Below are 20,660 nucleotides of genomic sequence, written 5' to 3' on the forward strand. Positions count from 1 at the left end.
AACACGGTGAAGAAGGCGTTGGAGTCGCCGGTGCCGCCGAAACGCAAGGCGCCGCCGCCGAGCAAGAGCGTGCTGGAGCCGGTGAAGGGCTTCATTGACGCGATGCTGCGCGAGGACCTGGATGCGCCGGCGAAGCAGAAGCACACGATCCCGCGGATCATTGAGCGCCTGGCTGCGGAGCACGACTTCGAGCTGGGTCGGCAGACCACGGTGTGGGAGTACGTAAGGAAGCGACGCCCCGAGATCAAGGCGGAGGCCCTGGAGGGGCGCCGGCACCTGGACGGGATAGTGCCGCAGGCGAAGAGGCCGGGCGAGGAGGCGGAGGTCGACTTCGCGGACTTCTGGCTGGACCTGGCCGGGCAGCGGCGCAAGTGCGTGCTGTTCACGCTGCGGCTGTGCGCTACACCACCACCTCAGCGCTGGTGAACGAGCTCGCCGAGGCCCACGCGAACCGCCGCCTGTCCTCCGTGATCGCCCGCTACAGCAAGATCGACCTTCTCTGCCTGGATGAGTTCGGCTACCTCAACCTGGACCGCAAGGGCGCCAAGCTGCTGTTTCAGATCTTCACCGAACGCGCGGAGCGCAAGGCCACCGCCGTCGCCACGAACTCGCCCTTCACCGAGTGGGACAAGACCTTCGGCGACGCCCGCCTCTGCGCGGCCATCGCCGACCGGATCACCTTCCGATGCACGCTGATCCAGACCGGCACCGAGTCCTACCGCTACCAGGCCACCCAGGAATCCCTCTTCCCCACCCCGAACTGACTACCTGACGCTGTCGGGATCTTGGTGGTCGTGCGTTTCGGGTGGACAGCAGACCTTGCGCAGCACGTGAGCGTCCGCAGCTGTCATAGACTCCGTGATCATGTTCAAGGGCTGGTGGCATGTCGTGCCGGATGAAGAGCGGCAGCAGTGGCTGTTGGAGCCGTTCGTAGGTGTTGGGCCACTGCGCTTCGGTATGAGCCCTGTTGAGGTGGCGGACGCCATGAGCGGCCTCACTGCCGAGGTCGAGCGACACACCCGCCGGCGCGAGGTGGATACGAACGTCTACACAGTCGTGGAAGGAAAGTACCCGGAGTTCGGCCTGCACCTGTACTACCGGGATGAACAGCTTGCGGGCATTGTGGTCGACGCTCTGTGCGGACCGCAGGTCTCCGCAGATGGTGCGGCACTCGTCGGCCGGGTGCCCTCCGTGCTGGAGCAGTGGATGCTCGATCGAGCCGAGGCTCGCTCACCCGAAGAGGAGCTTTCCTACATGAGCGCGGGCGTTCCCGGCTCGGAGTCCCTGGGCGTGGTGATCAACGTGCAACGGGAAGGTGACCGCCTCCTCACCCGGCCGGTGTTCTTCCCCGCCGAGGCGCTCGACGACCTCCCCCACTGGCTGCCGAGGGACACCTGGGAGATCCACGACTGAGCACTGCCACGGTGCCTGCGGGGACCACGGTCTGACCAGCAGCGTCAGGTAGTCAGCTTGTGACGAGGCCCCGGTCGCGACTTGTCAGGGAGGCGACCCGGGCCCGCGATCACAGGCTACCGACGCCTCGTTCCCAGCCCTGTGGACGCTCCGCCCAGACCCACCAGGTCACCCGATCAGTGGCTCCCAATCTCGCCGAAACGGCTCCCGAACTCACCGAAGAACACCCGCCGCAGTCGAGTACACCACCGCCACGAACGGCCCAGACCCGGCTCCCGATCACACCGAAGCAGTGGCTCTCATATGACCCGACAAAATCAGTACGTCTGACGGGCGGTCTCGACAGTCCCCGGTCGGCGCTCCCGACACGGCGTCATCGGGCGAACCCGGCCGGGCGCCGGCGGACGTTCCCGACGTGAGGTCACCTGTCGTTCCTGGCAGCACGCAGGTAGGCGTCCCCAGCCGTGCGCCTTGCAGGGGTACCCGACAGTCCGCCAGTAGGCGCTCCCGGCACGGCGTCAGCGGGCGAACCCGGCCGGGCGCCGGCGGGCGTTCCCGGCCGTGCACCTGGCGGGCGGTCGCGGCATGGCGTCAGCGGGCGGACAGGCGGGCCGCCAGTGCGGCGACCGCCGCGAGCAGCAGCAGGACCGCCCGGCCGCCGGACGCCGGTCCGGCGAGGTGGACGGCGAGCACCGGCAGGGCGGTGCCGAGTGCGGTGCCGAGGCTGCGCACCATGTTCACCAGGCCGCCGCCCACGGCCGAGCTCTGTGCAGGTATCGCCCGCATCACCAGCGTGTTGTTGGCGGGCAGCAGCAGCCCGAGGCCGTAGCCGGTCACCAGCAGCGGCAGCACCGTCGTGCCGGCTCCGGGCGCGGGCAGCGCGGCGAGCGCCAGCAGTCCGGCCGCGGCGGCCAGCGCACCGGCCCGGCAGCGCACCGCGTCGCTCCAGCCGCGCGGCAGCAGCCCGCCACCGACCGTGGCGGCCAGCGCGAACGCCGCCGGCAGCGCGGTGATCACCACTCCGGCCGTGCCGGCGGACACCCCGCGACCGGCCAGCACTACGGGCTCCAGCACCAGCGGACAGAACAGCAGCAGGTAGCCGATCAGCGCCACCAGCAGCCCAGCCCGGATACCCGGGGTGTTCACCAGTCCGGGAGGGACGATCGGCCGGTCCGCACGCCGCTCCTGCCGGACCAGCCCGGCCGCCGCGACAACCGCGAGCACCGCCAACCCGGCCACCGCCCAGCCCGGCAGCGGCAGTCCGGACGCGGCGGACAGCGCCAGCAGCAGCGCCGTCGACGCGGTGGCCAGCAGCAACAGCCCGGCCAGGTCGAACCGTCCGCCACCTTCGACCTGCCTGTCCCCGGCCCACCCGCCCTCGGGCCGCCCGCCATCGGCCCGCCCATCATCGATCCGACCGCCCACGGCCCATCCACCGTCGACCCGCCCGCTACGGGCCCGTTCGCCTCCGGCCCGCTCGCCCCCGATCCGCCCGCCTCCGACTTGCCCGCCGATCCGCCAGCCCTCGGCCCGCCCGCCCCCGGCCTGTCGATCCCCTACCCGCCCGCCCCCGGCCTGTCGATCCCCTACCCGCCCGCTGACGGCCCGCCCGCCGATCCGCCAGCCCTCGGCCCGTCCGCCCCCGACGCCGACGTGTCCACCCCCGGCCTGGGCCTGCCCATCCCAGATCCGCCCGCCTTCGGCCCGCACGCCCCCAGCCCGCCCGTCCCCGACCTGCCCGCCGCACGGCCTCGCGCCGTCCGGGAAGGTTCGCGGTAGCAGGAACCAGCCCGCCAGGATGCCGAGCACCCCGATCGGGACGTTGACCCAGAACGCCCAGCGCCAGGAGGCGTGGGTGACCAGTAGGCCGCCGAGGGTCGGGCCGAGGGCGAGGCCGAGGGCCTGGGCGGCGGCCTGGATGCCGAGTGCGGTGCGCATCGCCCGTTCCGGTACCCCGCGGGCGACCAGTGCCACGCTGTTGGCCTGCATCATCGCGCCGCCGACGGCCTGTACTGCGCGGCAGGCCACCAGTACGGCCAGGCTGTCGGCCAGTCCGGCGGCGAGTGAGGCGGCCGCGAACACGGCGAAACCGGCCAGGTACATGGTTTTGCGGCCGACCAGGTCGGACAGCCGCCCGACCGGGGCCAGCAGGGCGACCAGCACCAGCAGGTAGGAAAGCGACACCCATTCCACGGCGGCGAAGCCCGCGTCGAACCGGCGTTCCAGCGCGGGGAACACCAGTGAGGTGACGCTCGCGGTCAGCTGGCCGAGGAACGCGCCGAGGCAGACCGTGCCGACGGCCAGCCAGTGCGCGTGCGGCCAGCGTGCGACGGCGCGCGGGCGCGGGCGTTCGGCGCGCTGCAGGGCGTCGAGCAGCCTGGAGGCAACGGCAGGTTCGGCCATGAGTCGAATATATCTGCCACCGACATAATCGCTCAAGGACTGTTTCCGACCCCGAGCCATCCACCCTCCCGACAGCCCCGCGACAGCCCCGCCGCACCGCCCCGGCAACCGTCCTCGCTGGTCAACGTCGGGACCTGGAGCAGCACCGACACCACCTGGCGCTACGCTGTCCGCCATGTCTTCGCAGCCCCAGCCCGCGCCCGACGCACTCGCCGGGGCCCAGCAGCTCACCGATGTGATCACCCGACTGCGCCGTGCCCTGCGCAGCTCCATCCGGTCCGAGTTCCCCTGGGAGGCGCTGCCGATGGCCCAGGTCGAGCTCCTCCAGACCCTCGCCGTCGCCCCCATGCGGGTCGGCGAACTCGCCGCTCGTCAACGCCTGGCGCCCAACACCGTCAGCGGTCTGATCTCCAAGCTCCTCGACGCCGGCCTGGTCGACCGCCAACCCGACCCGGGGGACCGCCGCACCGCCCGGATCGCCCTCACCGAGGCCGGTCACCAGCAGCTCCGCGACTGGCAGAGCGCCCACGAACGCCGCCTCGCCAGCGCCCTCCTGAGCCTCACCCCCGCCGACCGCGCAGCCGTCATGCAGGCCCTCCCCGGCCTCGACCACCTCGCCCACACCCTCGCGGGCACCGATCCCGCACGCTGACCCCACCGCGCTCGCCCCCCTCACAGGCGCCGCCCCCGCACGCCGACCCCACCGCGCCACCAGCCGAGGCATGGCGACGTCCGATTTCCGCCAGTCGGCCCTCCGGGGATGACGCAGACTGGATGGCGTGATCGACGACGAGACCAGATACCGAGCCGTGCACAGCCGGGACGCCCGCTTCGACGGAGTGTTCTTCACGGCCGTCCGCACCACCGGCATCTACTGCCGTCCGAGTTGCCCGGCCACCACTCCCAAGCGCACCAACTGCTCGTTCTTCCCGTCCGCGGCCGCCGCGCAGGGCGCGGGCTACCGGGCCTGTCGGCGCTGCCGGCCCGACTCGGTGCCGGGCTCGCCCGAGTGGAACCACCGGGCCGACCTGGTCGGCCGGGCCGTCCGGCTGATCGGCGACGGCGTGGTGGACCGGGAGGGCGTCGCGGGGCTGGCCGACCGGCTCGGCTACAGCGCCCGGCAGCTCCAGCGCCAGCTGACGGCCGAGCTCGGCGCCGGCCCGCTCGCACTGGCCCGCGCGCAGCGCGCCCAGACCGCCCGGCTGCTCCTGCAGACCACCGAACTCCCGGTCACCGACGTGGCGTTCGCGGCGGGCTTCGCCTCGGTGCGGCAGTTCAACGACACCATCCGCGAGGTCTACGACCGCACCCCCAGCACGCTGCGCACCGAGCGCGGCGGCCACCGCCGCGCCCCCGTCGCGGCCGGCGCGCTGGGTCTGCGGCTCGCGTACCGGGGCGCCGTCGACACCGAGCACCTGCTGGACTTCCTCGCGCTGCGAGCCGTCCCGGGCGTCGAGGAGGTCGTCCCCGGCCCGCGTCCCGGCACCCGCACCTACCGGCGCACCCTGGCACTGCCGTACGGGCACGGCATCGCCGAGGTCGACGGGCTCGCCCCGGGCGACGACCGGGCCCGCGGCTGGCTGGACTGCCGGCTCACGCTCAGCGACCTGCGCGACCTCACCACGGCCGTGCACCGGCTGCGCGCCCTGTTCGACCTGGACGCCGACCCGGACGCGGTCGACGACCGGCTCGCTGCCGACCCGCTGCTCGCCCCGCTCGCCGCGGCCCGGCCCGGACTGCGCTCCCCCGGACACGTCGACCCGCACGAACTCGCGGTCCGCGCCGTCCTCGGCCAGCAGATCAGCGTCGCCGCCGCCCGCACCCTGGCCGGTCGGCTCGCCGAGACGTACGGCACCCCGCTGCCGTCCCCGGACGGCGGGCTGCGCCTGCTGTTCCCGACCGCCGCCGAGCTCGCGGCCGCCGATCCCGAGCACCTGGCGATGCCGCAGGCCCGCCGCCGCGCCCTGCTCGGCCTGTGCGCCGCCCTCGCCGAGGGCACCGTCCGGCTCGACCCGGGCGTGGACCGCGAACAGGCCGCCGCCGAGCTGCTCGCCCTCCCGGGCATCGGCCCGTGGACGGTCGGCTACCTGCGGATGCGCGCCCTCGCCGACCCGGACGTCTTCCTCCCCACCGACATCGGCGTCCGCGACGGCCTGCGCGCCCTCGGCGAGAGCGGCGATCCGCGCAGCTCCGCCGACCGCGCCGCCGCCTGGGCGCCCTGGCGCTCCTACGCCCTGCACCACCTGTGGTCGGCGGCCTCCGCCCACCACACCGCCACCCGAATCCGCGAGACCCGCAAGGAACCGGCATGACCACCGTCTTCACCACCATGGACAGCCCGCTCGGCACCCTGCTGCTCAGCGGCACCCTCGACGAGGAGCACGGCTTCGCCCTGACCGCCGTCACCGCCCCCGGCCAGAAGTACGCGCTCGCCGAGCCCGCCGCCGACTGGCAGCCCGACCCGGACGCGCTCGCCCCCGTCGTCGAGCAGCTCACCGCGTACTTCGCAGGCGAGCGCACCACCTTCGACCTGCCGCTCGCCCCCGTCGGCACCGAGTTCCGCCGCCGGATCTGGCAGAGCATCGACGACATCCCCTACGGCACCACCGTCACCTACGGCCAACTCGCCGACGCCGCAGGCCAGCCCCCGAACGCCGTCCGCGCCGTCGGCGGCGCCGTCGGAGCCAACCCCCTGCTGATCATCCGCCCCTGCCACCGCGTCATGGGCGCCAACGGCAGCCTCACCGGCTTTGCCGCCGGCATCGACGCCAAGCGCTGGCTGCTCGCCCACGAGAACGGCAAGGACGCGGACCAGCTCTTCTGACCACCCGTCAACCCGGCGCAGCCCCAATCACCCCTGCGCCGGGGCGAGTTCGTCCTGGTGCGGCGCACCGGCCGCGACGAACCCGCCCCGGGCCGCGGTCAGGGGCGGTAGGTTGTGCGGGCCGCCTTGGTACGGGACTTGTGGTGGCGGGCGCGTTCGGCGCGGAGGCGGGCGTCGGCGCGGGAGGCGATCCAGTCGTTCTCGCGCTGGAGCTTGAGGTAGGACTCCCAGCGGCGCTCGGGGAGGGTGCCGTCGGCGAGGGCGGCGCGGACGGCGCAGGCCGGTTCGGTGCGGTGCGAGCAGTCGTCGTAGCGGCAGCCGGACGCGAGCTGGTCGATGTCTGCGAAGGCGAGGTCGATGCCCTCGCCACCGAACAGGCCGACGCCGCGCAGGCCCGGGGTGTCGATGACGGCGCCGCCACCGGGGAGGGGAACGAGTTCGCGGGTGGTGGTGGTGTGCCGGCCCTTCTCGTCGACGGAACGGACCTGCTGGACCGTCATGGTGTCGGTGCCCCCGAGGGCGTTGGTGAGGGTGGACTTGCCGGCGCCGGACTGGCCGATCAGGGCGCAAGAGCCGGTGGCCAGGGCGCGCAGTGCGTCCATGCCGGCTCCGGTCTCGGCGCTGACCGTCAGCACGGGGACCCCTGGTGCGACCGCCTCCACGTCCGCCCGGACGAAGTCGCCGTCGTGGACCAAGTCGGACTTGGTGAGGACGATCAGCGGTTCGGCCCCGGATTCCCAGGCGAGGGCGAGCAGACGCTCCACCCGGCCCAGGTCGGGTTCCGCGGCGAGTGAGACGGCGATCAGGACGGTGTCGATGTTGGCGGCCAGCACCTGACCCTCGGAGCGCTTGTGGGCGCCCTTGCGGATGATCGCGGTGGTGCGGGGGAGCACGGTGGTGACGGCGGGCAGTGGCCGGGCGGCCGGGTCGATGGCCACCCAGTCCCCGGTGCACGGGTTGTGAATGGTGTCGGCGCTGGTCACCGGCCGGGTGTCGGCGCGCAGCGTGGCGGGCTCGCCGGTCTCGGGATCGACGAGCAGCACATCGCAGCGGCCGCGGTCGATGCGGGTGATCCGCCCGGGGAGCAGGCCCGCCTCGGCGAGCGGACGGAAATCGGCGGCCCGGTCCTCGTCCCAGCCGAGGCCGGAGAGCGGGTGGGCAGCGGAGGTCGTGGAAAGCACGGGGTGAACCCTTCAGGGAACGGGTGGCCCCGGCCGTGCGACGGCGGTGTCAGCGTATGGGCGACACCGGTCCGAGGTCGGCCGCGGACCGAGGGGTACAGGACTCGGTGAACTTCTGAACGCGGGAACCAACACCTGCAAGGACAGGCCTCACGGTCCTCACCTCCTCTTTTTGCGACACGCCTCGCGCACCCCACCCTGGGGCGCCCTCGATCGGCGGACGCCACGCTAGTACTCCCCCGCCCCCGCCGCCACCGAATTTCCGCACCACCCGCGCGGGCCCTCACCGCCCCTGTACCGCAGAGCAGTTGACACGCAAGTCCGGGACATCCCCGACAGACGCGAAGCGGCCCCCGCCCGTACCGGAAGGTACCGACGGGGGCCGCTCCTTGGAGCCCGGGATCTCAGCGCTGCCTGCGCCGCACCCGGCCGAGCCGGCGTTTGACGTCGTCGTGCGGGAGGAAGCTCGCCCAGCGTTCGGGGTACTCGCTCGGCACCGGCTCGTCGTCGTCCTCGTCGAAGAGGTCCTCGTCGTGGCCTTCGGCGAGGCCGAACTGGCGGGTGCGTTCGGCACGTTCGGCGGCGCGGCGAGTGGCGGCCTCGCGGCCGCGCTGGACGGCGGCGTCCTCGGTGAGGCGTTCGACCTCGGCGCGGGCGTCGGCGGTTTCGACGGCGGGCCAGCGGCGGTCTATGGCGGCGTTCATCGCGGCGCCGATCAGGACGGCGAGCGCCACCACGAAGATCCACAGCAGTACGGCGACGGGGGCGGCGAGCTGCCCGTACACCGAGTGGCCTTCGACGGAGCTGACCAGGTAGAGCCGCAGGGCGACGCTGCACACCACCAGGACGAGGAGGGCGACGAGCGCGCCGGGGATGTCCTCGCGCCAGGGCGTGCTGACGGGGACGGCCACGTGGTAGAGGGTGGTGAGGAAGACGATCAGCAGCATGATCGCGGCGGGCCAGTAGAGCGAGGTGATCACTCCGGCCCAGCTCTGGAAGGTGTTGATCAGCAGTCCGGGCCCGGTGACCAGCAGTGGCAGCACCAGGGAGCCGATCACCAGCGCGCCGAGGTAGAGGCCGAGCGACATCAGCCGGGTCTTGACCAGGCCGCGTTTGCCGTCGAGGCCGTACATCACGGTGATGGTGTCGATGAAGATGTAGAGGGCCCGGGAGCCGGACCAGAGCGAGAGCAGGAAGCCGATCGAGATCAGGTCCGGTCGGGCGCTGCCGAAGACGTCGTCGAGCAGGGGTTGGACGATCTGGTCGATGGAGCCCGGTGAGAGCACCGTCCCAGCTGCTGAGATGACGTCCGCCTTGAGCCGCACGATGGTGCCGGCGCCGAGGATGTCGTCGAGGTAGCCGAGGGTGCCGGCCAGGCAGAGCAGCAGGGGCGGGATGGAGAGGAGCGTGAAGAACGCCGCCTCCGCCGCGAGTCCGGTGACGCGGTACTCGACGCAGGTGTTGGTGGTGTCCTTCACCAGCGCCCACAGGGTGCGGTACCAGGTGGTTCGCTTTACGGCCCGGCGGCGGCCGCCGCGACGACGGGGCTGCCGGTCGACGGTCGGACCGGCCCCCCCGGGCGGATGCGGAGTACTGCCTGCTGCTTGCACGTCCCTACGGTATCGGCCCGCACTCGCCGACCGATGCGCCACTGCCGGGAACCGACGGGCCGCAGGGCGCGGAACGGCCCGGGCCGGCCGACCGTCCCGGAATGCGGAACGTTCAGGTCCAGGATTCGGACGTTAGTGGACCGCGAGTCGCCAGCCGTGCGAATCTCTTGCCATGTCTAGCGCCGGAACCACCCTAGTTGGCCGACTCCACGTCGACCTCCTTCGCGTGTCCAGCGCCATCTGTCCGGTGACCTGAGCCCCACTCGCACGCCGCCCCGCACCGGCGCCCTGCCCGCCCATCCCCGCCGTCGCGGATGCGCGCACCCTCGACACCCGGCCCAGCGTCACCCCTCCCGCCGCCTGCTGAATTCCGCAGGTGGGAGCGGGGCACGCCCGGGAATCGGCCAGCACCCCCCGCACCTGCCAAGCCGCTCAAAGGACTGACACCATGGCCCGCACTCCCGAGCCGGAAGCGCCGGACGAGCCCCAGGCCGGCGCCGCCGTCGCGGCCCGCCCCGCCGCCCGCAAGGTGACCCGCCACCGCGGCGAGGGCCAGTGGGCGATGGGGCACTACACCCCGCTCAACGCCAACGAGCAGATGAAGAAGGACGACGACGGTCTCAATGTGCGGACACGCATTGAGACGATCTACTCCAAGGGCGGCTTCCACTCGATCGACCCGGCCGACCTGCGCGGCCGGATGCGCTGGTGGGGCCTGTACACCCAGCGCCGTCAGGGCATCGACGGCGGCCGCACCGCGATCCTGGAGCCGCACGAGCTCGAGGACGAGTACTTCATGCTCCGGGTGCGGATCGACGGCGGCCAGCTGACCGTCCCTCAACTGCGCGCCATCGGCGAGGCGTCCGAGCAGTACGCGCGCGGCACCGCCGATGTGACGGACCGCCAGAACGTCCAGTTCCACTGGGTGCGGATCGAGGACGTCCCGGCGATCTGGGAGAAGCTGGAGTCGGTCGGCCTGTCCACCACCGAGGCCTGCGGCGACTGCCCGCGCGTGGTGATCGGCTCGCCGGTGGCGGGCCTCGCCGCCGACGAGATCATCGACGGCAGCTGGGCGATCGACGAGATCAACCGCAAGTACATCGGCAACCCCGAGTACTCCAACCTGCCGCGCAAGTTCAAGACCGCGATCTCCGGCTCCCCGCTGCTGGACGTGGTCCACGAGATCAACGACATCGCGTTCGTCGGCGTGGTCCACCCCGAGCACGGCCCGGGCTTCGACCTGTGGGTCGGCGGCGGCCTGTCCACCAACCCGAAGCTGGGCGTCCGGCTCGGCGCCTGGGTGCCGCTGGCGGACGTCCCGGACGTGTGGGCCGGCGTGGTCGGCATCTTCCGCGACTACGGCTACCGCCGCCTGCGCAACCGGGCCCGGCTGAAGTTCCTGGTCGCCGACTGGGGCCCGGCCAAGTTCCGGCAGATCCTCCAGGACGAGTACCTGAAGCGGGAGTTGACGGACGGCCCGGGCCCGGAGCAGCCGGCCGGACGCTGGCGCGACCACGTGGGCGTCCACCCGCAGAACGACGGCCGCTTCTACGTCGGCTTCGCGCCGAAGGTCGGCCGGCTGAACGGCAAGCTGCTCCAGCAGGTCGCCGACCTGGCCGCCGAGCACGGCTCGGGCCGGCTGGCCACCACCGTCGAGCAGAAGCTGATCGTGCTGGACGTCGAGCAGGAGCAGATCGACTCGCTGGTGGCCGGCCTGGAGGCGCTCGACCTGCGGGTCACCCCGTCCACCTTCCGGCGCGGCACGCTGGCCTGCACCGGCATCGAGTACTGCAAGCTCGCGATCGTCGACACCAAGGACCGCGGCCGCACCCTGATCGACGAACTGGAGCGCCGCCTGCCGGAGTTCGACGAGCCGCTGAGCATCAACATCAACGGCTGCCCGAACGCCTGCGCCCGCATCCAGACCGCCGACATCGGCCTCAAGGGCCAGCTGGTCACCGACGAGAACGGCCGGCAGGTCGAGGGCTTCCAGATCCACCTGGGCGGCTCGCTCGGCTTCGAGAACGCCGCGTTCGGCCGCAAGATCCGCGGCCTGAAGGTCACCAGCGCCGAACTGCCCGACTACGTCGAGCGCCTGCTGACCCGCTACCAGGCGGACCGTCAGGACGGCGAGCGCTTCGCCCAGTGGGCGGTGCGGGCGAGCGAGGAGCAGCTGTCGTGAGCGAGCGCGCCGCACCTTTCTACTGCCCGTACTGCGGGGACGAGGACCTGCGCCCGTCCGAGAGCGGCCACGGCACCTGGGAGTGCCGGGCCTGCCGCCGGGGGTTCCAGCTGAAGTTCCTCGGGCTGTTGTCGACTTCCGACGGGGGGACCGGGAATGACGACCGCGACTGACCACGAAGCGATGGCCGTCAGGGCCGGCCGGGAGCTGGAGGAGGCCTCCGCGCAGGAGATCCTGCGGTGGGCGGCCGACACCTTCGGCAAGCGGTTCTGCGTCACCTCCTCGATGGAGGACGCGGTGGTCGCCCACCTGGCGTCCACCGCGCTGCCCGGCGTGGACGTGGTGTTCCTGGACACCGGCTACCACTTCGCGGAGACCATCGGCACCCGGGACGCGGTCGCCGCGACCATGCCGGTCAACGTGATCACGCTGACCCCGAAGCTCACCGTGGCCGAGCAGGACGCCCAGTACGGGCCGCAGTTGCACGACCGCGACCCGGACCTGTGCTGCTCGCTGCGCAAGGTCGAGCCGCTGAACCGCGGCCTGGGCGGGTACGACGCCTGGGCGACGGGACTGCGCCGCGACGAGTCGCCGTCCCGCGCCAACACCCCGGTGGTGGCCTGGGACGCCAAGCGCCGCAAGGTGAAGCTCGCCCCGATCGCCCGCTGGACGCAGGACGACGTGGACGCCTACGTGCAGGCCAACGGGGTACTACTGAACCCGCTGCTGTGGGAGGGCTACACCTCGATCGGCTGCTCGCCGCTGTCCTGCACCGCCAAGCCCGGCGAGGGCGAGCAGGGCCGGGCCGGCCGCTGGGCGGGCTCCGGCAAGACCGAGTGCGGCATCCACCTCTGAGCACCACTTGATCCACCGTCACCGACTGTCAGGAGTAACCACCGTGACCACCGCCGACACCCCGGCAGCGGGCCGCGAGCGCGGCGCCACCGTGTGGCTGACCGGGCTGCCCAGCGCCGGCAAGACCACGCTGGCGTTCGCGCTGGCCGAGCGGCTGCGCGCCGAGGGCCACCGGGTCGAGGTGCTGGACGGTGACGAGATCCGCGAGTTCCTCTCCAAGGGCCTCGGCTTCTCCCGCGAGGACCGGCACACCAACGTCACCCGGATCGGCTTCGTCGCCGAGAAACTCGCCGCCAACGGCGTCAAGGTGCTCGCCCCGGTGATCGCCCCGTTCGCGGACTCCCGCGCCGCGGTGCGCGAGCGGCACGCCGCGAACGGCACCGAGTTCCTGGAGATCCACGTCGCCACCCCGGTCGAGCTGTGCTCGGAGCGGGACGTGAAGGGCCTGTACGCCAAGCAGGCCGCCGGCGAGATCTCCGGTCTGACCGGCGTCGACGACCCGTACGAGGCGCCCGGGAAGCCGGAGTTGCGCCTCCAGACGCAGGGGCGGACGGTGGCCGAGTCCGCCGACGAACTGCACGCCTTCCTGACCGAGAGGGGCCTCGCGTGACCACTGTGACCGACAGCCCGGTCCGTACCGACGACACCCCCTTCGCGCTGTCCCACCTGGACGCGCTGGAGGCCGAGTCGGTGCACATCTTCCGCGAGGTGGCGGGCGAGTTCGAGCGGCCGGTGATCCTGTTCTCCGGCGGCAAGGACTCCATCGTCATGCTGCACCTGGCGCTGAAGGCGTTCGCGCCCGCCCCGGTGCCGTTCGCGCTGCTGCACGTGGACACCGGCCACAACTTCCCCGAGGTCCTCGAGTACCGCGACCGCACCGTGGCGCAGCACAACCTGCGCCTGCACGTGGCCTCCGTCCAGGACTTCATCGACGACGGCCGGCTGCGCGAGCGCCCCGACGGCACCCGCAACCCGCTGCAGACCGTGCCGCTGCTGGACGCCATCGAGTCGAACAAGTTCGACGCGGTCTTCGGCGGCGGCCGCCGCGACGAGGAGAAGGCCCGCGCCAAGGAGCGGGTGTTCTCGCTGCGCGACGAGTTCGGCGCCTGGGACCCGCGCCGCCAGCGCCCCGAGCTGTGGTCGCTGTACAACGGCCGGCACGCGGTCGGCGAGCACGTCCGGGTCTTCCCGCTGTCCAACTGGACCGAGCTGGACGTGTGGCAGTACATCGAGCGCGAGGGCATCGCCCTCCCCGAGATCTACTACGCCCACCACCGCGAGGTGTTCAAGCGCGACGGCATGTGGCTGACCGCCGGCGAGTGGGGCGGCCCGAAAGAGAGCGAGAGCACCGAGACCCGTCTCGTCCGCTACCGCACGGTCGGCGACATGTCCTGCACCGGCGCGGTCGACTCCGACGCCGACACCATCGAGGCCGTGATCGCCGAGATCGCCGCCAGCCGCCTCACCGAGCGCGGCGCCACGCGGGCCGACGACAAGCTGTCCGAGGCCGCCATGGAAGACCGCAAGCGCGAGGGGTACTTCTAACCGTGACCACCGACACCTCCACCTCCCTCCTGCGCTTCGCCACCGCCGGGTCCGTCGACGACGGCAAGTCCACCCTGGTAGGCCGGCTGCTGCACGACTCCAAGTCGGTACTGGCCGACCAGCTGGAGGCCGTCGAGCACGCCTCCCGCCGCCGCGGCCAGGACGCGCCCGACCTGGCGCTGCTCACCGACGGCCTGCGCGCCGAGCGCGAGCAGGGCATCACCATCGACGTGGCGTACCGCTACTTCGCCACCGCCCGGCGCCGGTTCATCCTCGCCGACACCCCCGGCCACGTGCAGTACACCCGCAACATGGTGACCGGCGCGTCCACCGCCGAACTCGCCGTCGTCCTGGTCGACGCCCGGAACGGCGTCGTTGAGCAGACCCGCCGGCACGCCGCGGTCGCCGCGCTGCTGCGCGTCCCGCACGTCGTGCTGGCCGTCAACAAGATGGACCTGGTCGACTACGCGGAGCCGGTCTTCGCGCGGATCGCCGAGGAGTTCACCTCCTACGCCGCCTCGCTCGGGGTCAAGGACGTCGTCGCGGTGCCGATCTCGGCGCTCGCCGGTGACAACGTGGTCGAGCCGTCCGGGCACATGGACTGGTACGGCGGCCCGACCCTGCTGGAGCACCTGGAGACCGTCCCGGTCGGCTCCGACCCGAGCACCGAGCCGGCCCGGTTCCCGGTCCAGTACGTGATCCGGCCGCAGAGCCAGGAGCACCACGACTACCGGGGCTACGCCGGGCAGTTGGCCTCCGGCGTGCTGCGGGTCGGCGACCCGGTGACGGTGCTGCCCTCGGGCCACACCACCACCGTCGCGGCGATCGACGCGCTCGGCGTCGAGACCGAACTCGCCTGGGCCCCGCAGTCGGTGACGGTCCGCCTCGCCGACGACCTCGACATCTCCCGCGGCGACCTGATCGCGTCCGGGTCAACTGCCCTGCCCAGCAAGGACATCGAGGCGACGGTCTGCCACCTGAACGAGCGCCCGCTGCACGTCGGCGCGAAGGTGCTGCTCAAGCACACCACCCGCACAGTGCGCGCGCTCGTCAAGGAGATCAGCTACCGCATCGACATCGACTCTCTCGAACAGCGTTCCGGCGCCGAGGGGTTGAACGTCAACGACATCGGCCACGTGGTGCTGCGCACCGCCGAGCCGCTGGCCCTCGACCCGTACCGCGACAACCGGCGGACCGGCTCGTTCATCCTGATCGACCCGGCCGACGGCACCACGCTCACCGCCGGCATGGCGGGCGAGGCGTTCGACACCACCCCCGTCAGCACCATCGACGCTTCCACTGAGGAGGACTGGGTCTGATGCCCAGCGAGGCGTTCTCGGGCATGGACAAGGAAGGCGGCCGCATCGGCAGCGGTGTCCTCGGCAGCGGCCAGGGCGGCCTGACGCGATGTGAGGGCTGACAGGGGCACTTAGGGCCTGACTTCAAACCCCCGCCTGCCCCACAGCCCCTGGCACGCACTCTCGCCGCACCGGGCGAAAGACCAAGTACACCCAGTACGAGGCCTTCCACCCGGCACGCCGAGAGCACGCACCAGACGCCGCGGGGCTGCGACGCGGGTTTGAAGTCAGGCCCTAGCCCCTGTCACCGGGCCCGCCCGCCGCACCTTCCCACAGCAGGTACGGCGGGGGCGGCCCGGCCCCGGTCAGGCACGGCCATCTTCCTTCTCCACGAACGGGACACCTCTCATGGCACCCAGCTCCCTGCCCACCCATACCCAGGCCCGCCCCACCGCCGGCCGGATCAGACGCGCCGCCGTCGCGACCGTCGCCGTCCTCACCGCGGCCGGCCTGCTCACCGCCTGCGGCTACGGCTCCAAGAGCGACGACAAGGCCTCGGCCGCCCCCGCCGCGTCCGGCGCGAAGCTGTCCGCCGACACCGTGAAGATCGGCTACTTCGCCAACCTCACCCACGGCACCGCGCTGGTCGGCCTCAAGCAGGGCATCCTCCAGCAGGAACTCGGCGGCACCCAGATCAAGACCCAGGTCTTCAACGCCGGCCCCGCCGAGATCGAGGCGCTGAACGCCGGCTCCATCGACATCGGCTGGATCGGCCCCTCCCCGTCGATCAACGGCTACACCCAGTCCGGCGGCAAGTCCCTGAAGATCGTGGGCGGTTCGGCCTCCGGCGGCGTCAAGCTGGTGGTCAACCCGGCGAAGATCACCTCGGTGGACGAGCTCAAGGGCAAGCGGATCGCCACCCCGCAGCTCGGCAACACCCAGGACGTCGCCCTGCTCAACTACCTTGCGGGCAAGGGCTGGAAGGTCGACGCCAACACCGGCGACGGCGACGTCAAGGTGATCCGCAGCGACAACAAGGTCACCCCCGACGCCTACAAGTCTGGCTCCATCGACGGCGCCTGGGTCCCCGAGCCGACCGCCTCCAAGCTGGTCACCCTCGGCGCGAAGGTCCTGCTCAACGAGAAGGACGTCTGGCCGGACAAGAAGTTCGTCATCACCAACATCATCGTGTCGCAGAAGTTCCTCACCGAACACCCCGACGTGGTGGAGGCCGTCCTGCGCGGCTCGGTGAAGACCAACGCCTGGATCAAGGCCAACTCCGACCAGGCCAAGGCCGTCGCCAACGAGCAGATCAAGGCCGACGCCGGCAACGCGCTGGACGCCGCGGTCCTCGACCCGGCCTGGCAGGACATCGACTTCATCGACGACCCGCTGGCCAACACCCTGCAGGCCGAGGCCGACCACGCCGTCACCGCCGGCCTGCTCAAGAAGCCGAACCTGGCCGGGATCTACGACCTGACCCTGCTCAACAAGGTGCTCGCCGCGGCCGGGCAGCCCGCCGTCGCCGACGCCGGCCTCGGCGCCAAGTAGCCCTCCGGAAGCCCTCCCAGGCCCCGGCGTCCGTCTCGCGCCCGCCCACCCGATGCCCACTCGCCGGGCGGGCGCGGGACGGACCCCGGCCACCGCACCCCGCCCCTGCCCTGCCCGGCCCACACCCGCAGGAGGTGCCCGTGACCACGGCACTGACCACCTCGCCCGACGCCCCCGGCGCAGAACACCCGGACAGCGACTTCGCCGTCCGGATCTCGCACGTGCACAAGACCTTCGGCCGCCCCGGCACCGCCGCCCCGGTCCTGGACGACATCAACCTGACCGTCGCCCCCGGCGAGTTCGTCACCCTCCTCGGTGCCTCCGGCTGCGGCAAGTCCACCCTGCTCAACCTGGTCGCCGGCCTCGACCGGCCCACCTCCGGCACCATCGACGTCCCCGGCGGCCGCCCCGCCCTGATGTTCCAGGACCACGCGCTCTTCCCCTGGCTCACCGCGGGCAAGAACATCGAACTCGCCCTCCGCCTGGCCGGCGTCCCCAAGACCGAACGCCAGACCGAGGCCGAACGTCTGCTCGACCTGGTCCGCCTCGGCGGCTCCTACAAGAAGCGCGTCCACGAACTCTCCGGCGGCATGCGCCAGCGCGTCGCCCTCGCCCGCTCCCTCGCCCAGGGCTCCCAAGTCCTGCTGATGGACGAGCCGTTCGCCGCCCTCGACGCCATCACCCGGGACGTCCTGCACAACGAGATCACCCGCATCTGGGCCGAACGCCGGCTCGCCGTCCTGTTCGTCACCCACAACGTCCGCGAAGCCGTCCGCCTCGCCCAGCGCGTCGTCCTGCTCTCCTCCCGCCCCGGCCGGATCGCCCGCGAATGGCGCATCGACCTGCCCCAGCCGCGCCGCATCGAATCCGCCGGGGTCGCGGATCTGTCCATCGAGATCACCGAAGAACTGCGTGGGGAGATCCGCCGCCATGTCCAGCACTGACACCCTCCCCGCCGCCGACGACTCCGCGGGTGTCGAGGCCGGCCTCGACGCACTCGAAACCGTCCACGCCACTCGCGCGCCCCTCTCCGTCGTCCTGCGCCGGTCGGTCCTCCCGCCCGTCTTCGGCGTACTCCTCGTCCTCGCCGCCTGGCAGCTCGCCTACAGCCTCCACCTCACCACCCCCGACAAGCTCCCCAGCCCCGCCGACGTCTGGGGCTCCCTCACCGAACTCTGGTACGCCGGAACGCTGTTCTCCATCATCTGGACCAGCGTCTGGCGCGGCCTCTCCGGCTTCCTGCTCTCCGTCCTGATCGGCACCCCCATCGGCCTCCTGGTCGCCCAGGTCAAGCCGGTCCGCGCCGCACTCGGCCCCGTCCTCTCCGGCCTCCAGTCCCTCCCCTCGGTCGCCTGGGTCCCCGCCGCCGTCATCTGGCTCGGCATCAACAACTCCGCGATGTACGCCGTCATCCTCCTCGGCGCCGTCCCCTCCATCGCCAACGGCCTCATCGCCGGCGTCGACCAGGTCCCCCCGCTCTTCCTCCGCGCCGGACAAACCCTCGGCGCCACCGGCCTGGCCGGCGCCCGCCACATCCTGCTCCCCGCCGCCCTCCCCGGCTACCTCGCCGGCCTCAAGCAGGGCTGGGCCTTCTCCTGGCGCTCCCTCATGGCCGCCGAACTCATCGCCTCCTCACCGGACTTGGGCCTCGGCCTCGGCCGCTACCTCGAGAACCAGCGCGAGTTCACCAACATGTCCGGCGTCCTCCTCGGCATCCTCCTCATCCTCACCGTCGGCGTCGCCATCGACCTCCTCTTCTTCTCCCCCCTCGAACGCCGAGTCCTCCGCAGCCGCGGCCTCCTCGTCACCACCCGCTGACACCGATGGCCCTCCGCCCCTCCCCCCAACAGCCCCCCACCCCGGCGGCTGCGCCCCGCCACGAGCAGAGCGACCGGGAACAGGGCGGCACCCGCGCACCCCGCCACGAGCGCAGCGACCCGACCGGCACTCCCGCGTCCCGTCAGTCGGGCGACGACCTGCCGCCGGGCGGCAGCCTCGCGCCCCGTCAGGAGCACAGCGACCTGACGCCCCGAAACCCCGCGCCCCATCAGGAGCGAACCGACCTGCCTCACCCCAACCCCGCGCCCCGTCAGGGGCGCTGGGGGCACCTCCCAGCCGAAGGCGAGGGGGCGGAACTGCGCGCGGCAGAAGGCAACGAGCCGCAGCCGGACACCGCGCTCACCCCCACCCACCGCCCGCACCCAGCAGCCGACCAACCACCTCGCCAGCCCTCCCGCACCGCCCAGCCTTGCCAGGGGCGCTGGGGGCACCTCCCAGCCGAAGGCGAGGGGGCGGAACTGCGCGCGGCGGAAGGCACCGAGCCGCAGCCACGCACCGCCCCCACCCCCACCCACCGCTCGCACCCCGCTGCCGCCGCACCGCTTCTCCTCCTGGCCCACGGCTCCCGCGACCCCCGCCACGCCGCCACCGTCGAGGCCCTCGCCCACGCGATCCGGGCCCTCCGCCCCGAACTCCCCGTCACCACCGCCTACCTGGACCACTGCGCCCCTCGCATCGCCCAGGTCGCCCCGCGCCTCACCGACGCGATCGCCGTCCCCCTCCTCCTCAATCGCGCCTTCCACGCCAAGCACGACATCCCGGCCGCCCTCCGCGCCGCCGGCTCCGCCATCCCGGTCGCCGACGTCCTGGGCCCGTCCCCGCTCCTCCTCGACGCCCTCGACCGCCGCCTCGCCGAGTCCGGCCTCGACGTCACCGACCCCACCGTCCGCGCCCGCACGGGCATCGTCCTGGCCGCCGCCGGCTCCTCCGACCCGGCCGCCAACGCCACCACCCGCGCCGTCGCCGCCACTTGGCAATTCACCCGAGGCTGGGCCGCGGTCACCACCGCCTACGCCTCCGCCACCACCCCGACGGTCGCCGACGCCCTTACCACCCTCCGCGCCGACCCGGCCGTCCACACCACCGCCGTCGCCCCGTACCTCCTCGCCCCGGGCCTCCTCCCGGACCGCATCGCCACCGCCGCAGCCCCGGCCGACCACCTCGCAGCCACTCTCGGCGCGGCTCCCGAACTCGCCCGCCTCGTCCTCACCCGCCACCACGAGGCCGCAACCGCCACCACCTCAACGGCCCGCACCGCCTGACGCCTCACCACAGCGGGGCCAAGTCACCACTGCCACGGGGACATCCCCGGCCGAACAGCATTCCCCGCCACGAAATTCCGACCGGAGGCATCAGCCCCCGAACGCCGCAGCCAGTTCGTCCGCCGCCGACGGCAGCGGCGTCGTGACGCCGACCCACGAGCCGTCGCGGAAGTGCACGTCGAGGCGGCCCCGCTGCGTGACGCCCTTCGCGTTGCGCTGAGCCCCGGCGATCTCGTCGCGCGGGAGTTCGAACTGCAGGGCGTGCTGTTCGGTGAGCTGCCAGAGCTTGGCGCGGTCGGCGAGCAGCAGCAGCCGCCGCCCGGTGAGGACGAGCAGCGCGCTGCCGTTCGCGCCGTCCTCGTGGAGGCGGACGACCAGGCGGCCGGCGGTGGTGTGCCAGTCGCCGGCCATGCCCTTGCCGTGCCAGACGGAGTCCGGCACGGCGTCCATCATCCGGTCCTCGACGGCGCCGACGCCGGCGGAGACGGGGTTGACCACCGCGTATGCGCGCCGCAGCAGGGTGAACGGCTTGGCCAACTTCTGTTCCAGTTCGCCCGGTTGGCGCGGGGTCAGCAGTGCCTCGGGCGGTCGCGGAATGCCGGGCGCCAGCGAGACGGGGGCAGCGGCCAGCAGCTCCTCGCCGGCGGCGAGGAACGGCGTGGCGAACTGGCGGTCCCGGTCGAGCACGGTGGTCCTC

21 protein-coding genes are annotated in these 20,660 nt (G+C 72.5%); 17 read left to right on the forward strand and 4 right to left on the reverse strand.

From position 1 onward, the window contains the following. Positions 1–6: 6 nt before the first annotated feature. The 3 genes from ACGFWJ_RS13015 to ACGFWJ_RS13025 all read left to right on the forward strand — a co-directional run bounded on the left by ACGFWJ_RS13015 (position 7) and on the right by ACGFWJ_RS13025 (position 1,413). Positions 7–426 carry a hypothetical protein gene (locus tag ACGFWJ_RS13015; RefSeq protein ID WP_392948459.1) on the forward strand — a complete coding sequence of 140 codons (420 nt, stop codon included), beginning with the start codon at positions 7–9 and terminating at the stop codon, positions 424–426. Beyond that, the gene (locus ACGFWJ_RS13020) at positions 396–764 is read left to right on the forward strand and encodes an ATP-binding protein (RefSeq protein ID WP_392948461.1); all 369 of its coding nucleotides are present in this window, start codon (positions 396–398) and stop codon (positions 762–764) included. The genes ACGFWJ_RS13015 and ACGFWJ_RS13020 overlap by 31 nt, the downstream gene beginning before the upstream one ends. Before the next feature lie 94 nt (positions 765–858). Then, positions 859–1,413 carry a hypothetical protein gene (locus tag ACGFWJ_RS13025; RefSeq protein ID WP_392948464.1) on the forward strand — a complete coding sequence of 185 codons (555 nt, stop codon included), beginning with the start codon at positions 859–861 and terminating at the stop codon, positions 1,411–1,413. Between the two features lie 591 nt (positions 1,414–2,004). On the opposite strand, the gene ACGFWJ_RS13030 is transcribed toward ACGFWJ_RS13025, so the two are convergent. Next, positions 2,005–3,816, reverse strand: coding sequence for an MFS transporter (locus ACGFWJ_RS13030; protein WP_392948466.1), 1,812 nt, complete (start codon positions 3,814–3,816; stop codon positions 2,005–2,007). Positions 3,817–3,991: 175 nt separating this feature from the next. Between ACGFWJ_RS13030 and ACGFWJ_RS13035 the strand changes: the two genes are divergently transcribed. The 3 genes from ACGFWJ_RS13035 (at position 3,992) to ACGFWJ_RS13045 (ending at position 6,640) form a co-directional block, all read left to right on the forward strand. Further along, complete coding sequence (locus ACGFWJ_RS13035) at positions 3,992–4,468, forward strand: MarR family winged helix-turn-helix transcriptional regulator (RefSeq protein WP_387863815.1); 477 nt, start codon at positions 3,992–3,994, stop codon at positions 4,466–4,468. Between the two features lie 127 nt (positions 4,469–4,595). After that, positions 4,596–6,128: a DNA-3-methyladenine glycosylase 2 family protein gene (locus ACGFWJ_RS13040; RefSeq protein WP_392948469.1), complete on the forward strand. Its 1,533-nt coding sequence runs from the start codon at positions 4,596–4,598 to the stop codon at positions 6,126–6,128. Then, complete coding sequence (locus ACGFWJ_RS13045; RefSeq protein WP_392948471.1) at positions 6,125–6,640, forward strand: methylated-DNA--[protein]-cysteine S-methyltransferase; 516 nt, start codon at positions 6,125–6,127, stop codon at positions 6,638–6,640. Before ACGFWJ_RS13040 ends, ACGFWJ_RS13045 begins: the two co-directional genes overlap by 4 nt. Before the next feature lie 98 nt (positions 6,641–6,738). Here ACGFWJ_RS13045 and rsgA read toward each other — a convergent pair whose 3' ends face one another. Both rsgA and ACGFWJ_RS13055 read right to left on the reverse strand, forming a co-directional pair. Then, positions 6,739–7,821: a ribosome small subunit-dependent GTPase A gene (rsgA, locus tag ACGFWJ_RS13050; protein WP_392948474.1), complete on the reverse strand. Its 1,083-nt coding sequence runs from the start codon at positions 7,819–7,821 to the stop codon at positions 6,739–6,741. A gap of 404 nt (positions 7,822–8,225) precedes the next feature. Then, on the reverse strand, positions 8,226–9,299 hold the full coding sequence (locus ACGFWJ_RS13055) for a YihY/virulence factor BrkB family protein (protein WP_387645669.1): 1,074 nt from the start codon (positions 9,297–9,299) through the stop codon (positions 8,226–8,228). Between the two features lie 304 nt (positions 9,300–9,603). Here ACGFWJ_RS13055 and ACGFWJ_RS13060 point away from each other — a divergent pair, with 304 nt between their 5' ends. The 11 genes from ACGFWJ_RS13060 (at position 9,604) to ACGFWJ_RS13110 (ending at position 19,963) form a co-directional block, all read left to right on the forward strand. Next, positions 9,604–9,687 carry a putative leader peptide gene (locus tag ACGFWJ_RS13060; RefSeq protein ID WP_318264789.1) on the forward strand — a complete coding sequence of 28 codons (84 nt, stop codon included), beginning with the start codon at positions 9,604–9,606 and terminating at the stop codon, positions 9,685–9,687. A 192-nt stretch (positions 9,688–9,879) separates the two neighbouring features. Beyond that, on the forward strand, positions 9,880–11,613 hold the full coding sequence (locus tag ACGFWJ_RS13065) for a nitrite/sulfite reductase (protein WP_387645670.1): 1,734 nt from the start codon (positions 9,880–9,882) through the stop codon (positions 11,611–11,613). Next, on the forward strand, positions 11,610–11,786 hold the full coding sequence (locus ACGFWJ_RS13070; protein WP_387645673.1) for a hypothetical protein: 177 nt from the start codon (positions 11,610–11,612) through the stop codon (positions 11,784–11,786). Before ACGFWJ_RS13065 ends, ACGFWJ_RS13070 begins: the two co-directional genes overlap by 4 nt. Then, positions 11,770–12,468 (forward strand): phosphoadenylyl-sulfate reductase, encoded by a 699-nt coding sequence (locus ACGFWJ_RS13075; protein WP_392948479.1) that lies wholly within the window; start codon positions 11,770–11,772, stop codon positions 12,466–12,468. The genes ACGFWJ_RS13070 and ACGFWJ_RS13075 overlap by 17 nt, the downstream gene beginning before the upstream one ends. Positions 12,469–12,511: 43 nt before the next feature. Continuing rightward, positions 12,512–13,078, forward strand: a complete 567-nt coding sequence (gene cysC / locus ACGFWJ_RS13080; RefSeq protein WP_387645678.1) for an adenylyl-sulfate kinase — start codon at positions 12,512–12,514, stop codon at positions 13,076–13,078. A gap of 5 nt (positions 13,079–13,083) precedes the next feature. Continuing rightward, the gene (gene cysD / locus ACGFWJ_RS13085; protein WP_387645980.1) at positions 13,084–14,013 is read left to right on the forward strand and encodes a sulfate adenylyltransferase subunit CysD; all 930 of its coding nucleotides are present in this window, start codon (positions 13,084–13,086) and stop codon (positions 14,011–14,013) included. A 2-nt stretch (positions 14,014–14,015) separates the two neighbouring features. Beyond that, positions 14,016–15,332, forward strand: coding sequence for a sulfate adenylyltransferase subunit 1 (locus tag ACGFWJ_RS13090; RefSeq protein ID WP_392948482.1), 1,317 nt, complete (start codon positions 14,016–14,018; stop codon positions 15,330–15,332). Between the two features lie 387 nt (positions 15,333–15,719). After that, positions 15,720–16,862, forward strand: a complete 1,143-nt coding sequence (locus ACGFWJ_RS13095; RefSeq protein WP_387645680.1) for an aliphatic sulfonate ABC transporter substrate-binding protein — start codon at positions 15,720–15,722, stop codon at positions 16,860–16,862. A gap of 140 nt (positions 16,863–17,002) precedes the next feature. Further along, the gene (locus tag ACGFWJ_RS13100) at positions 17,003–17,806 is read left to right on the forward strand and encodes an ABC transporter ATP-binding protein (RefSeq protein WP_387645683.1); all 804 of its coding nucleotides are present in this window, start codon (positions 17,003–17,005) and stop codon (positions 17,804–17,806) included. Beyond that, on the forward strand, positions 17,793–18,680 hold the full coding sequence (locus tag ACGFWJ_RS13105) for an ABC transporter permease (protein ID WP_392948485.1): 888 nt from the start codon (positions 17,793–17,795) through the stop codon (positions 18,678–18,680). Before ACGFWJ_RS13100 ends, ACGFWJ_RS13105 begins: the two co-directional genes overlap by 14 nt. 572 nt (positions 18,681–19,252) lie before the next feature. Beyond that, positions 19,253–19,963 carry a sirohydrochlorin chelatase gene (locus tag ACGFWJ_RS13110; protein WP_392948731.1) on the forward strand — a complete coding sequence of 237 codons (711 nt, stop codon included), beginning with the start codon at positions 19,253–19,255 and terminating at the stop codon, positions 19,961–19,963. Between the two features lie 90 nt (positions 19,964–20,053). Here ACGFWJ_RS13110 and ACGFWJ_RS13115 read toward each other — a convergent pair whose 3' ends face one another. Next, positions 20,054–20,650, reverse strand: coding sequence for a hypothetical protein (locus ACGFWJ_RS13115; protein WP_392948487.1), 597 nt, complete (start codon positions 20,648–20,650; stop codon positions 20,054–20,056). Positions 20,651–20,660 lie beyond the last annotated feature (10 nt).

The organism is Kitasatospora sp. NPDC048407 (assembly GCF_043200475.1).
GTDB lineage: Bacteria > Actinomycetota > Actinomycetes > Streptomycetales > Streptomycetaceae > Kitasatospora.